Genomic DNA, 13,170 nt, shown 5'->3' with positions numbered 1-13,170 from the left:
TCGCACGTGCCGAGGCGGCTCTGACGCGGACGCTGTCGGATGAGCGCGGGCGCTGGATCCTGGATCAAGCGCATTCAGATGCGCATGGTGAGTATGCGCTGAGTGGTATTATTGATGGAGAGATTGTGAATGCGATTCTTGATCGAACGTTCGTTGACGATAAGGGCGTGCGCTGGATCATCGATTACAAGGCGAGTTCCCATGAGGGTGGAAGACTGGATGAATTTCTCGACCGTGAGCGCGAACGCTATGCGGCGCAGCTTGAGCGTTACGCGGCGTTGATGGGTAAGATCGATGCCCGGCCAATCCGTTTGGGGCTATATTTTCCACTGTTGGGCGGTTGGCGCGAGTGGGCATCCGCTGCAGCGAGCCGATGAGGATACGGAATTTGCCGGGTCGCTGCTTCAGCGCTCAAGGTACTTGAGCTTGTCGGGCTTGTCTTCCCATTCGGCGGCATCCGGCGGGGCGGGTTTTTTCTCAGTGAGGACCGGCCATTTTTTCGTGAGATCGGCGTTGATCTGCGTGAACTGCTTTTGGTCTTCCGGCAGATCATCTTCCGCGAAGATGGCGTTTACGGGGCACTCCGGTACGCACAGGGTGCAATCGATGCATTCGTCCGGGTCGATGACCAGAAAATTCGGTCCTTCGTGGAAACAGTCCACCGGGCAGACCTCCACGCAATCCGTGTATTTGCAGCGGATGCAGCTTTCAGTAACCACATAAGTCATCAGTTTGCGCGGGAAACCTCGGCCTTCAGGCCGGGGATGGATAGCGCAGCACGCGCAGCGTGCCCCATGTTCCCACTCTCCTTTCGTTGTTGCGCTACGGTTGAATACCCGTACCCATCGCCCCGCTGGATAATCCGGCAATGCCGATGCGATAAGCCCTGAATGACGCCTTGCGGCGTCTGGAGGTTGAAGCTGCCCAGGCGCGGATCGCCACCCGCCCGCAGTGGACTCCGGTCTTCTTCCCGGACGGTACGGTGGCTTTCACCATGTCGCCGGTATGGAACCCGTACGCCTGTTTCTGGCGTGTGAGATACCCGCGCGGGAATCCAAACTTCGTGAGCCGGGTACGCTGGTAACTGCCGCGTCCCATGGCCTTGATGCCAAAGACAGGTTGTTGCCAGCCTTCAACCAAAGCCACGTCCCCGACACACACCGCGTCCAGACAATGTGCCTTAGGAATGCAGAACTGCAAACGGTTGAACTTCGTACGTCCGCCGGTGGACGCTTCCACCGGCAGCCCGGTATCGCACAGCTCGCGGTACAGCGCGTTGCGCGTGGCATTCACCGCCGCGGCGTCCTTAAGCGGTGCCTGCGCTTGCGCCAGGATACGCTTGAGCGTTTCCGGTTTGTGCGCAAGGAACTCCAGAACGTCCAGAGTTCCTTTGTCTTCGTTGCACTCCTTGCACGCGAGCGTCAGGTTGCTCACCCGGTCGCTGCCGCCGTTGGATTTAGCCTGGATGTGCTCTATTTCCAGCGGCACGTCTTCCGCATTGCAATACGCGCACTGCCGGCCCCACTTCTCGAGCAGGTATTCGCGCACCTCATAGCCAGTGAGCGTGCCTTGCTGATATTCCACCCCCGAGATCTCCGGGTTCTGGAGCAACTGCGTGTCGAACCGTACCCGTTCGACGGACAGGGCTGTGACGGGCGAGAGCTTGCGCAGCCGATTCACCCAGGACCGGGTGCTGTCCACCCGGTGCCGCAGGGAGGGTGGCAGCCAACCGTCCGGTTTCGTTCGATTAGCGAAGCGGGGAGCACGGTAGCGCAGGTTCGTGCCACGCCGGCGACGGCGGAAAGAACGCCGCTGTGTCAGCGCCTCACGGATCTGTTGGCCGCGGTGCTGAAGCTCCGCCAGCATCAGCACGTGTGCCTGGCGCTGGATTTCGCCGGTTGCCGGAGCAACCGCTTCCGCCTCCCGGACCAGCGCCAGGCCCGTTACCTTGCTGCCCGGGTCGAGCTTGAGGCGCACGGGTTGAACATCACCGCCAACACGGTCCTTGAGGCGGATCGTGAAAGGCATAACGCGATGGACAACTGCATGGCCCTCTTTTAACAGATCCCTTGCCCGCGCCGGATGGCACGGCATCAAGGGTTTACTTCTCTTGTCGAGCACGAATACTCGCACTGGGATTACTCCTTTCTCGCCTTTCGGCGGTAACGTGTCCTAGCGGACATCTCCCCTCGGGGAAGTTGCATACCGGCATTACGTCTCGGTCCGTTTCGTGGTTACCCGGACCTTGTCTGCAACCGAGACTTCCAGAGCGGCGAACTGAGGAAGCATTCGCCGGTGGGTCTTGAGCCTGTATGCAACGTAGCGGGTTGGTTACCGCTTCTCCTGGTCAACCTCGGACTTGTTCGGCTTTCGCTTTAAAAGCCCCTTCCTTTTAGGAAGGGTGGTTGACCGACCATCTCCACTAACTTATAAAACATTTATGAAGCGCGCCGAATGATACACGCGCAGCCGAATACGGGGAATAAGCGGAACGGCTTTTGATCGTCTGTAAGTCGTTAATAACGTGGAATTCTTTCATACAATTGCCTGATTCCGCCACCCGGATTTATCATGGTTGTGCTATATAATCAGTTGATAGTATTCGGAAATACCCTGGCCCAAGGCCACGGAGTCATCAGTGACGGGATTCACTCTTTCAATGCCGGCAAAGCGGGTTTCAGCCTGGATGGCCGAAACCGATCCGAAATCCGCGCGTGCCTGGATCGCCTCGTTGCCGCTGGCCGACAGCGCCGAATCGGCGCGGGAAATCTATCAGGCCCTCTATACCCTTAACCGCCAGGAACTGGACCCCACCTGCCGTTTCGAGTTGATGGAGTTGTACTGCCGTCCGGTCGCCTCTGTCACGGCTGCGCTTGAACCCTATTTTTCCCGCGCGGCGCTGCCCCTGACACCGAAAAAACGGCAATTGGCGGAATTCATCCGTCAGTTGCACATGGAGATGGCCTACGGCTACAAAGGCTGCCTTCACGTGATGGAACAGCAGCGGTTGCGCTGGGCCAAGAAGTCACTGCGCGCACATGCGCTTGAGCGCGCCATGCACTACCTCGGTGAAGTGCTACTGCACTCCTACCAGGTCTACATGCCCTATCCGTCAGAGGTCTGGCGCGAACTCCATGCCATCTATCGTTATGCGGTGGAACACGGTCTTGAGACGGAAGTGGTGGAGATGGCCATGCCAATGGGCGCAAAAACCACGCTCGTGCATGACTACATTCGTATTCTTCTGCTGGGGCTGAGCAATCCTTACCAGTTGCCGCAGAACGAATGCCGTCATGTGCAGCGCTTTCTGTCCCACTGGGGTGCCAAGGCCGAGCTGCGTGACAACCTAGAGGTCCCGCATCCCGCCGGACATTTTCTGATCGATCTGACGACGGACTCGCCGCCGGTACCGTTCCCGCGCGATATGCAATTCCAGCCGGATCAGGGATTGCGTCTACTCGATGCCGTCGAGCTGTTGCGCACGATCCAGTTTTTCATTCAGCGCCTGCAGCAGGGTGACAGCGCCCGCACGCTTTCGATTGGGCTGGATTGTCTCGACAAAATGTGCCTGGAGATGCTGCAACGCATGCAGCGTTCCTGGGGTCAGGTACCGCGGCGGCGGTATTCGCGCATCCAGCGCGGCGGTCCGGCATTCGTGTGTGCCGGAATTCCGGCGCTGCATTTCTTTGCCAGCGGCCAGAAGCCGTTTGCGCCTCCGGTCATGGAAAGTCCTCATGGCATATCCGACGACCGGTTTATTTTACCAGCGCATATCGAGGAAGATATTTCCCGCGAGGTGAATCAGGACGAGGACTTTATTGCACTCGATGACCCGACTGAAAAAATATTGCCGTCCCCGGCGGCGGAGACCGCCGATATCACACTCACTTCAAGCGGAATCTTCCGGGTAGACCGCTGGCAGATCAAAGATGCGGCACCCAAAGGGCTGCAACTCGTGCGCCATGGAAATGCGCGCACGTACGTGCGCGTGGGTGACGTGATTGGCATCCAGCAGATGGAGGAGGTCGGACGCTGGAGTGCTGGCGTGGTTCGCTGGATGAAAAGCCCTCATGCCGATGAACTCGAAATGGGTGTAGAGCTTCTGGCCTTCGGCGCCGCGCCGGTTGCGGTGGCGCCGGTTCGCCCTGCCAACGAGCGAGAATTTCAACCTGCTCTGCTATTACCTGCTGTTGAAGTGTTGCGCCGGCCGGCGACGTTGCTCCTGCCGCGCGGTGTCTTTACGCCCGGTACCAACCTGTGGTTGGCGGAAGAGGGGAAAGGGTTGCGCATGGTGCGCCTGTTGAAGCGCCTCGAGCATAGCAATATCTTCGAGTCGATTGTTTTCGCGGATGTGTTGAAAGAGTTGCCGCGCAGCTAGCGCAGCAGCTCGGGCGGCAGGTGCGGCTGGAGGCGACGCAGCATCTCGGCATAAATCTTTTGGTTGCCGGCGAGGATGTTGCCGCTTTCAAGATAACCCTGCTCCCCGGCGAAGTCACTGACGAATCCACCGGCCTCTTGCACCAGCAGCGCGCCGGCCGCCATGTCCCAAGGTTTCAATCCGATTTCCCAGAAGCCATCGAATCGCCCGCAGGCGACGTACGCGAGATCGAGCGAGGCCGAACCCGGGCGGCGAATGCCGCTCGTGGTCAACATGAATTCCTTCAGGGTGCTGATCCAGACATCCGTATATTGATGTGATCGGAACGGAAAGCCCGCGCCCAGTAGCGCGTATTCCATATCCGTGACACGGCTGACGCGGATGCGGCGGTCGTTGAGTTGCGCGCCGTTGCCACGCGAGGCCGTGAAGAGTTCGTCACGCGTCGGGTCCAGCACCACCGCCTGTTCAAGACGGTCTTTGCACTTGAGCGCGATCGAGACGCCGAAATGTGGCATGCCGTGGAGGAAGTTAGTGGTACCGTCGAGCGGATCGATCACCCACACGTAATCGTCGCCGGCTCGTACGCCGGATTCTTCCCCGAGGAAGCCGTGGTTCGGGTAGGCGGTGTGCAGGATACGAATGATTTCATTTTCCGCCATCCGGTCCACTTCGCTTACAAAATCCTTGCGGCCCTTGCTTTCAACGGTCAGACGATCCAGTTGATTGAGGTGGCGCATGATGATTTGGCCGGCACTGCGTGCGGCTTTGACCGCCATATTCAACATGGGATGCATGGGTTATTCCTGACGGGCTGGCTTATGCGGGGGTGCGCCGGATGTGGGCATGCATTGTAATGGGCTGTGCCGCAGGTTGAAAGCGGAAGCCCGAGGCCGAAGCCTGTAGAATAGGCGTCTATCTCGATACAGGACGGCTCATGTTTCTATCGAACATCCGCATCGTTCTGGTCCGTCCAACCCATCCGGGCAATGTCGGCGCGACCGCGCGCGCCATGAAAAATATGTCCCTGCACCACCTGTATCTGGTGGCCCCCGAAGATTTCCCCGGCGCCGATGCTACTGACCGCGCCGCCGGCGCGGACGATGTGCTCGAAAATGCGGTGATCTGCGCCTCGCTCGATGAGGCGCTCAAGGATTGCCATCTCGTTATCGGCACGAGCGCGCGTCAGCGGCGTATTGAATGGCCCAGTCTTGCTCCCGAATCCTGTGCACGCCGTCTGGTGGAAGGGGCGCAGCAGGGTCCGGTAGCATTGCTTTTCGGACAGGAGCGCACTGGACTGCTCAATGCGGAACTGGACCGATGCCACTTCGTCGTGACCATTCCCACCGACAGGAACTATTCATCCCTAAATCTCGCTTGTGCCGTACAGATACTTGCCTATGAGATTCACCGAGTGGGGCTCTCTGAGTTGTCAGCGAACCAGGCCGATACGCGTGAAGGCAGGCCGGTGAGCGACGAGGACATGCAGGGCTTGTACCGCCACATGGAAGAGGTATTGCAGCTAATTGGTTTTCTCGACCCAGCCAACCCGCGGCGACTGATGCGTCGTTTGATGCGGCTGTTCAACCGGGTTGTATTGGATCATAACGAGATGAACATTTTACGTGGCATACTTACGGCTGTTCAGCAGCACCGCGAAAAACTTGACAAAAACAATCAAGAATAAAGATAATACTTTCAGATCAGGATATTATCCCACATGCTTAAAAATCTGCGTGAATATCTAGCCAGCGTTTTTCAGCGTGATCCGGCGGCGCGTTCCGTGTTCGAACTGCTGACGGTATATCCTGGCGTGCATGCGCTCGCCTTCCATCGCCTCTCGCATCGGTTGTGGTGCTGGCGTCTCAGATGGTTGGCCCGGTGGCTCGCACTGGCAGCGCGTTGGCTTACCGGCATCGAGATTCATCCGGGCGCGAAGATTGGGCGGCGTTTTTTCATTGATCACGGCATGGGCGTTGTGATCGGTGAAACGGCCGAGATTGGAGATGATTGCACGCTGTATCACGGGGTCACGCTCGGAGGGACAACGTGGCGCCAGGGAAAGCGCCATCCAACGCTGGGCAATAATGTCGTGGTCGGTGCCGGCGCCAAGATCTTGGGGCCAATTATGGTCGGCGATAATGCGCGCGTCGGATCCAATTCCGTGGTGGTGAAGGATGTGCCCGCAGGGGCGACCATCGTCGGTATTCCAGGACGTGTCATCGGTCCGAGGAAGCAGGATACTAAATCCCAGTTGCGGGAGGCGATGGCCAAGAAGCTCGGATTCGAAGCCTACGGCCAGAGCCCCGAAATGCCTGACCCAGTGGCCCAGGCGATTGATTTAATGTTGGACCACATGCACGTTGTTGATAATAAAATGAAAATTCTTTCATCTGCGCTGGAAAAGGCTGGAATCAAGGTAAATCTGGAAATGCCACAGCTTGATGTAAGTAATCTTGAAGAACCGCCGCCGGATAGCTATCCGCAAAGAGATACACCCAAAGAGAATAGTTGACTAAATCTATCAGGTAAGTAAACTACATCGGTACATAAACCGTGTGGGAATATATCCTATGAAACTGACAACGAAAGGTCGTTATGCCGTGACAGCCATGCTGGATCTGGCCCTGCGTTATGACAAGGGCGCGGTAACCTTGGCGGACATTGCTAAACGCCAGGGGATTTCCCTGTCGTATCTCGAGCAGCTGTTCGCCAAACTGCGTCGCAGCGGTCTTGTGGACAGTGTGCGCGGCCCGGGCGGTGGCTACACCCTGGCGCAGGAACCCGCCAAGATTTCGGTCGCTGAAATTATTGTGGCGATAAATGAGAACATCGACGCCACTCGTTGCGGCGGTGAAAAAAACTGCCATGGTGACGAAACCTGCCTGACGCATCAGCTGTGGGAAGACCTGAGTACCCGCATTCATGAATTTCTGAATGGGATTACCTTGGGCGATCTGGTCACCAAGCCGCATGTACAGGAAGTGGCCTCGCGCCAGGAAGGACGCATGCAGGTGGTAGCGAACTAATCTGTTGGCGGGGGTTTACCAATGCCGGATTATCTTGATCATAACGCGACCACTGCGTTCGATTCGTGAGTGTTGGAATCAATGTCGCCGCAACTCACGGAACCGTACATCCCGGCCGGGCGATTTTCATGAACGACGGTCTCAGACCGGCTATTTTGCGATCGACAGTATCTTGGCGCTGGCAGCGCAGCTTGCATAAGTTGCGGCGCGTCGCCGGGGGCGAGCCGTCGGCTGCAACTCGCGGGCAAGCCGTGGTTTAGAGAGAAAGGAAAATGAAAAAACCGATTTATCTTGATTATTCCGCCACCACGCCGGTGGACCCGCGCGTGGCGGAGAAGATGTGCAAATATCTGACGCTTGACGGCGAGTTCGGGAATCCGGCTTCGCGTTCGCACCCCTTCGGCTGGCATGCCGAGGAGGCGGTCGAGGAAGCGCGTGCAAATGTGGCGGCGCTGATCGGCGCCGATCCGAAGGAGATTGTCTGGACCTCGGGCGCGACCGAATCCGACAATCTTGCGATCAAGGGTGTAGCCAATTTCTACGGCAAGAAGGGCAAGCATATCGTTACCTGCAAGACCGAGCACAAAGCGGTGCTGGATACCTGCCGGCAACTCGAGCGCGAAGGCTTTGAAATTACCTATCTCGATCCCGAGCCCAACGGTTTGCTCGATCTGGAGAAACTCAAGGCCGCGATCCGCCCGGACACGATACTCGTGTCCGTCATGCACGTGAACAATGAGATTGGCGTCATCCAGGATCTCGCCGCCATCGGAAAAATTACACGAGAACGCAGTGTATTGTTCCACTCAGATGCGGCGCAGAGCACGGGTAAAACGACGATTGACGTGAATGCGATGAATCTGGATCTGATGTCGCTCTCGGCTCACAAGACCTACGGACCCAAGGGCGTCGGTGCACTGTATGTCAGGCGCAAACCACGCGTGCGTCTCGAAGCGCAGATGCACGGCGGTGGCCACGAGCGCGGCATGCGTTCCGGCACCCTGGCGCCGCATCAGTGCGTGGGCATGGGCGAAGCATTCCGTTATGCAAAGCAGGAAATGGCCGCGGAGATCGAGCGCGTGCGCGGTTTGCGCGACCGCATGCTCAACACCCTCAAGGACATGCCCGAGGTTTACGTCAACGGCGACCTGGAGCATCGCGTCGCCCACAATCTCAATATGAGTTTTAATTATGTCGAAGGCGAGTCGCTCATCATGGCACTCAAGGACATTGCGGTTTCCTCGGGTTCGGCCTGCACTTCGGCCAGCCTGGAGCCTTCCTACGTGTTACGGGCCCTCGGTCGCAACGACGAGCTGGCGCACAGTTCGATTCGTTTCACCATCGGTCGATTCACCACCCAGGAAGAAATCGACTACGCCGCCATGCTCGTGAAGGAAAAAGTCGCGAAGTTGCGCGAGCTTTCGCCGCTGTGGGAAATGCATCAGGAAGGCGTTGACCTCAGCAAGGTGCAGTGGGCGGCGCATTGATCGGGATATGATTCGGGTTATTTTCAGGAGACACAACCATGGCATACAGTGACAAGGTGTTGGACCATTACGAGAATCCGCGCAACGTTGGCGTGCTGGACAAGACCGACCCGAACGTCGGCACCGGCATGGTGGGTGCGCCCGCCTGCGGCGACGTTATGAAATTGCAGATCAAGGTTAACGAACAGGGTGTCATCGAGGACGCCAAGTTCAAGACCTATGGCTGCGGCAGTGCCATCGCCTCGAGCTCGCTGTTGACCGAGTGGGTCAAGGGCAAGACCATCGAGCAGGCGGGCAAGATCAAGAACACCCAGATTGCCGAGGAACTCGCGCTGCCGCCGGTGAAAATCCACTGCTCGGTGCTGGCCGAGGACGCCATCAAGGCGGCGATTGCGGATTACCAGACCAAGGCAACCGGCAAGGACTCAAAGGCCGACGCCGCCTGATATTTTTTTGGTCAGGCAATACGGAGAACATGACGAATATGGCAATTACCATGACCCAGGCCGCTGCCGAGCGCGTGCGAAAGTTTATTGAAAAACGCGGCAAGGGCGAAGGTCTGCGTGTCGGCGTGCGGGCGTCCGGCTGCTCGGGAAAGGCTTACGTGATCGAGTACGCGGACAAGATCGAACCCGATGATCACGTGTACGAGAGCCACGGTGCGAAAGTCATCGTCGACGCGAAGAGTCTCATCTATCTCGACGGTACCGAACTCGATTACACGCGTGAGGGGCTGAACGAGGGTTTCAAGTTCAACAACCCCAACGTCAAGGACAGCTGCGGCTGCGGCGAAAGCTTCAACATCTGAGACGTCGACATCACCGGCATGCATCCTGCTCCGGGCAAAAATCATTTCGAATTGTTCGGGCTGCCGGCGGCATTCGACATCGACACCGATGAATTGGCCGTACGCTACCGTGAGTTGCAGCGGCGCATCCATCCGGACAAGTTTGCCAACGCCTCCGACCAGGATCGCCGTCTCTCGCTGCAGATGACAGCGCTGATCAACGAGGGTTTCCAGACACTCAAGGACCCGGTACAGCGGGGACGATATCTTTTAAGTCTGCGCGGCATCGATCTTGACGATGAAACCGACACGACGATGGACCCCGCGTTTTTAATGGAACAGATGGAATTGCGTGAAGAACTTGAGGAAGTGAGACAGGCAAATAATCCGCATAAACAGCTGGCGGAACTGGCGAACCGGATCGAGCAGCGGTTGCAGGACAAGATTGGACAATTTCGACGCGCATTCGCCGACGACTCGCCGGACGGAAGCGGAAGGGCACGCAACGCGGTGCGAGAGATGCAGTTTCTGGAAAAGATGCGCCGGGAAATCGACAATCTCGAAGAAGAACTGATTTAAGGAATTCTTAACCGCCAAGAACACCAAGTTTCTGGATCAATTGTTTTTGCTTTCTTGGTGACCTTGGCGCCTTGGCGGTTTAATAATCGAATCAATTACCATGGCATTGTTTCAGATCAGCGAACCGGGGCAAACGCCGGCGCCGCACGAACGCCGTTACGCGGTGGGCATCGATCTCGGCACCACCAACTCGCTCGTTGCCTGTGTCCGCAGCGGCGTGGCCGAAACCTTGCCGGACGGGCAGGGACGTCACCTGCTGCCATCGGTGGTGCGTTACCGCGTGGAAGACGGACCCATCGTTGGCCATGACGCCATTGCCGTGGCGCACGAGGATCCACTTAATACCATTGCGTCGGTGAAGCGCCTGATGGGGCGCGGCATCGAGGACGTGCGTAAACTCGGTCAATCGCTTCCCTATGAATTCTCCCGCGGGGATTCCGCGATGCCACGCATACGCACCGTTGCCGGCGATCAGAGCCCGGTGGCCGTTTCCGCTGAAATTCTGAAAACACTCAAACTCCGCGCCACGGAATCCCTCGGCGTGGAAATCGGGGATGCCGTCATCACCGTGCCGGCCTATTTCGATGATGCCCAGCGCCAGGCGACAAAAGATGCCGCGCGTCTTGCCGGATTCAATGTCCTGCGCCTGCTCAGTGAACCCACGGCGGCCGCGGTGGCGTATGGCCTCGACAAAAATCCGCAGGGCATATACGCGATATACGATCTGGGCGGCGGGACCTTCGATATCTCTCTGCTGCGGCTCAACCGCGGAGTATTCGAGGTGATGGCTACCGCGGGTGATTCGGCGCTGGGCGGTGATGACATGGACCATGCGATCGCTGAATGGATCATGCACGAGGCCGGCATCAAGGATGACGCCGATCATCGGCAGATGCGCCGCTTGTTGCGTGATGCACGCGCCGCCAAGGAAATGTTGACCTCCGCCGAGCGTGCGACGCTGCGCATCCAGCGCGACAACAACGAAATCTGGGAAGGGGTACTAACACGCACCCAGTTGAATGCGCTGATTGATCCGCTGGTTGACCGCACACTTCCACCTTGCAAACGCGTATTGCGCGATGCCGGTATCCGCGCCGACGACGTCGATGGCGTGGTGCTGGTCGGCGGGGCGACGCGTATTCCGCGCGTGCGCGATAAGGTTTCGCAGTTTTTCGGTCGCGAGCCGCTGGCCGATATCGATCCGGACAAGGTGGTGGCGATCGGCGCGGCCTTGCAGGCCGATATTCTCATCGGGAACAAGCGCGACGAAGAGATGCTGTTGCTCGACGTGATTCCGCTTTCCCTGGGATTGGAAATTATGGGCGGCATGGTGGAGAAGATCATCCCGCGTAATACCACTATCCCCGTGGCCAAGGCCCAGGACTTCACCACGTTCAAGGACGGTCAAACGGCATTGCTGGTTCATGTCGTACAGGGCGAGCGCGAACTCGTGTCCGATTGTCGTTCGCTGGCGCGATTCGAGCTGCGCGGTATCCCGCCAATGGTGGCAGGAGCGGCGCGCATACGCGTATCGTTCCAGATTGACGCTGACGGGTTGCTCAGCGTGTCTGCCAGAGAGCTGACAACAGGTGTGGAGAGCAGCGTGGTCGTCAAGCCGTCTTACGGCCTGACGGACCAAGAGATTGAACATATGTTGCGCGATTCCATTGACCACGCCCGCGAAGACGAGCAGGCACGCCAGCTCCGTGAACGGCAGGTCGACGCCGATCGTCTGATCGAGGCTGTACATAGGGCGCTCGATGCCGATGGTGCCCTGCTTGATTCGAAAGAGCGCGCAGAAATCGATCGCCATCTCGATGGCCTGATAGCCGCGCGCAAAGACAATGACGCTGCCCGCATCAGGCAAACAATCAAGGCGCTCGACAGCGCCACTCAGACGTTTGCCACGCGTCGCATGGACGCCAACATTCGCCGTGCCCTCACCGGTCATAAGATCGAAGAATTCAGCGCGTCCAGGGACAAATCCACGTCATGACGCGTTTGACTTTTCTACCGCATCCGCAGATATGCGCCGAGGGCAAGACCATCGAGGTGGAGCCGGGCGTCAGTATCTGTGACGCGGCGCTCAACGCCGGTATCCCGATCGAGCACGCCTGTGAAAAATCCTGCGCCTGCACTACCTGCCACGTGGTCGTGCGCGAGGGCTTCACCAGCCTCGAGCCGGCCGAGGAAAAGGAGGAGGACCTGCTCGACAAGGCCTGGGGGCTGGAACCCGAATCGCGCCTTTCCTGTCAGGCCAAGGTCGGGGATCGGGACCTGGTTGTCGAGATACCCAAGTACACGATCAATCTCGTATCCGAGCAGCACTGAGGAGGCTTTTATGAGACTGAAATGGACCGATACCCGGGAACTCGCGATCGCGCTGAGCGAGAAATACCCCGACGTGAACCCGATGACCGTCCGCTTTACCGATCTGCATGAATGGGTGATGGGACTGCCCGATTTCGAGGACAAGTCCGAGCGCTCGGGCGAAAAAATTCTCGAGGCGATCCAAATGGCCTGGATGGATGAATACGGGGATTAGCCGCTGGATCCCGTGGCTCAGGGTGACTGTCTGCCGATGGAGGCGAAGTGCCGGTCCCGTCTGCAGGGGCCGCCACCGCCCGAGGCGCATGCTCTTTCGGCGGTGGCGGCCGGTGCGACTCATTGAACGTTGCCTCATGTGACGGCCCGGCGTACTCCCTTCGAAGGGCCGCCACCTCCCGAGGCGATAGCTCTTTCGGAGGTGGTGGCCGAGCGGCTCATAGTTGGTGTCTCTTTATGTGGCGGCCTTGCGTCTCCGTCCGAAGGAGCTGCGCCACGGGACAGAGCCGCTACTTCGCCTCAGTCGGAAGGGAGTCGCCCTTCGTTTCGGGCTCCAGGCGCTAACGCCTGTTATTCGCGGTAAATACC

General features: G+C 58.3%; 13 protein-coding genes and 2 pseudogenes. 12 read left to right on the top strand and 3 right to left on the bottom strand.

From position 1 onward, the window contains the following. Positions 1–377: pseudogene (locus WB402_RS01970) on the top strand (DNA helicase UvrD); the annotation flags it as partial. A gap of 27 nt (positions 378–404) precedes the next feature. Here WB402_RS01970 and fdxA read toward each other — a convergent pair. Then, the gene (gene fdxA, locus WB402_RS01965) at positions 405–728 is read right to left on the bottom strand and encodes a ferredoxin FdxA (RefSeq protein WP_424205200.1); all 324 of its coding nucleotides are present in this window, start codon (positions 726–728) and stop codon (positions 405–407) included. Continuing rightward, positions 728–2,133, bottom strand: a pseudogene (iscB, locus tag WB402_RS01960) (RNA-guided endonuclease IscB). Before iscB ends, fdxA begins: the two are co-directional and overlap by 1 nt. A 505-nt stretch (positions 2,134–2,638) precedes the next feature. Between iscB and WB402_RS01955 the strand changes: the two are divergent. After that, a complete protein-coding gene (locus tag WB402_RS01955; protein ID WP_424205199.1) occupies positions 2,639–4,378 on the top strand; it encodes a hypothetical protein in 1,740 nt (579 codons plus the stop codon). Here WB402_RS01955 and WB402_RS01950 read toward each other — a convergent pair. After that, positions 4,375–5,172 carry an inositol monophosphatase family protein gene (locus WB402_RS01950; protein ID WP_424205197.1) on the bottom strand — a complete coding sequence of 266 codons (798 nt, stop codon included), beginning with the start codon at positions 5,170–5,172 and terminating at the stop codon, positions 4,375–4,377. The genes WB402_RS01955 and WB402_RS01950 overlap by 4 nt on opposite strands. A 140-nt stretch (positions 5,173–5,312) precedes the next feature. On the opposite strand from WB402_RS01950, the gene WB402_RS01945 reads away from it, so the two are divergent. The 10 genes from WB402_RS01945 to iscX all read left to right on the top strand — a co-directional run bounded on the left by WB402_RS01945 (position 5,313) and on the right by iscX (position 12,802). Next, the gene (locus tag WB402_RS01945) at positions 5,313–6,062 is read left to right on the top strand and encodes an RNA methyltransferase (RefSeq protein ID WP_424205195.1); all 750 of its coding nucleotides are present in this window, start codon (positions 5,313–5,315) and stop codon (positions 6,060–6,062) included. Positions 6,063–6,095: 33 nt separating this feature from the next. Then, positions 6,096–6,890 carry a serine O-acetyltransferase gene (gene cysE, locus WB402_RS01940; RefSeq protein WP_424205193.1) on the top strand — a complete coding sequence of 265 codons (795 nt, stop codon included), beginning with the start codon at positions 6,096–6,098 and terminating at the stop codon, positions 6,888–6,890. 58 nt (positions 6,891–6,948) lie between these two features. Next, entirely contained in the window at positions 6,949–7,404 is a 456-nt protein-coding gene (gene iscR, locus WB402_RS01935; RefSeq protein ID WP_424205191.1) for a Fe-S cluster assembly transcriptional regulator IscR, read from the top strand. 272 nt (positions 7,405–7,676) lie between these two features. Continuing rightward, a complete protein-coding gene (locus WB402_RS01930) occupies positions 7,677–8,891 on the top strand; it encodes an IscS subfamily cysteine desulfurase (RefSeq protein ID WP_424205189.1) in 1,215 nt (404 codons plus the stop codon). A gap of 38 nt (positions 8,892–8,929) precedes the next feature. After that, positions 8,930–9,337 carry a Fe-S cluster assembly scaffold IscU gene (gene iscU, locus WB402_RS01925; RefSeq protein WP_424205187.1) on the top strand — a complete coding sequence of 136 codons (408 nt, stop codon included), beginning with the start codon at positions 8,930–8,932 and terminating at the stop codon, positions 9,335–9,337. Between the two features lie 38 nt (positions 9,338–9,375). Beyond that, positions 9,376–9,699: an iron-sulfur cluster assembly protein IscA gene (gene iscA, locus WB402_RS01920; RefSeq protein ID WP_424205205.1), complete on the top strand. Its 324-nt coding sequence runs from the start codon at positions 9,376–9,378 to the stop codon at positions 9,697–9,699. Between the two features lie 18 nt (positions 9,700–9,717). Continuing rightward, on the top strand, positions 9,718–10,257 hold the full coding sequence (hscB, locus tag WB402_RS01915) for a co-chaperone HscB (protein ID WP_424205185.1): 540 nt from the start codon (positions 9,718–9,720) through the stop codon (positions 10,255–10,257). A gap of 100 nt (positions 10,258–10,357) precedes the next feature. Next, complete coding sequence (hscA, locus tag WB402_RS01910; RefSeq protein WP_424205183.1) at positions 10,358–12,253, top strand: Fe-S protein assembly chaperone HscA; 1,896 nt, start codon at positions 10,358–10,360, stop codon at positions 12,251–12,253. Continuing rightward, entirely contained in the window at positions 12,250–12,588 is a 339-nt protein-coding gene (gene fdx / locus WB402_RS01905; RefSeq protein ID WP_424205181.1) for an ISC system 2Fe-2S type ferredoxin, read from the top strand. Before hscA ends, fdx begins: the two co-directional genes overlap by 4 nt. 16 nt (positions 12,589–12,604) lie before the next feature. After that, the gene (iscX, locus tag WB402_RS01900) at positions 12,605–12,802 is read left to right on the top strand and encodes a Fe-S cluster assembly protein IscX (protein WP_424205202.1); all 198 of its coding nucleotides are present in this window, start codon (positions 12,605–12,607) and stop codon (positions 12,800–12,802) included. Positions 12,803–13,170: the final 368 nt, after the last annotated feature.

Origin of the sequence: Sulfuricaulis sp. (assembly GCF_049587675.1) — a bacterium.
GTDB lineage: Bacteria > Pseudomonadota > Gammaproteobacteria > Acidiferrobacterales > Sulfurifustaceae > Sulfuricaulis.
The sequence above is the reverse complement of the archived record's forward strand: the minus strand, read 5'-3'. Positions and strand labels throughout refer to the sequence as shown.

Coding starts and splice junctions, on each gene's coding strand:
- fdxA (WP_424205200.1), bottom strand. CDS start 728: ATGACTTATGTGGTTACTGAAAGCTGCATCCGCTGCAAATACACGGAT.
- WB402_RS01950 (WP_424205197.1), bottom strand. CDS start 5,172: ATGCATCCCATGTTGAATATGGCGGTCAAAGCCGCACGCAGTGCCGGC.
- WB402_RS01945 (WP_424205195.1), top strand. CDS start 5,313: ATGTTTCTATCGAACATCCGCATCGTTCTGGTCCGTCCAACCCATCCG.
- cysE (WP_424205193.1), top strand. CDS start 6,096: ATGCTTAAAAATCTGCGTGAATATCTAGCCAGCGTTTTTCAGCGTGAT.
- iscR (WP_424205191.1), top strand. CDS start 6,949: ATGAAACTGACAACGAAAGGTCGTTATGCCGTGACAGCCATGCTGGAT.
- WB402_RS01930 (WP_424205189.1), top strand. CDS start 7,677: ATGAAAAAACCGATTTATCTTGATTATTCCGCCACCACGCCGGTGGAC.
- iscU (WP_424205187.1), top strand. CDS start 8,930: ATGGCATACAGTGACAAGGTGTTGGACCATTACGAGAATCCGCGCAAC.
- iscA (WP_424205205.1), top strand. CDS start 9,376: ATGGCAATTACCATGACCCAGGCCGCTGCCGAGCGCGTGCGAAAGTTT.
- hscB (WP_424205185.1), top strand. CDS start 9,718: ATGCATCCTGCTCCGGGCAAAAATCATTTCGAATTGTTCGGGCTGCCG.
- hscA (WP_424205183.1), top strand. CDS start 10,358: ATGGCATTGTTTCAGATCAGCGAACCGGGGCAAACGCCGGCGCCGCAC.
- fdx (WP_424205181.1), top strand. CDS start 12,250: ATGACGCGTTTGACTTTTCTACCGCATCCGCAGATATGCGCCGAGGGC.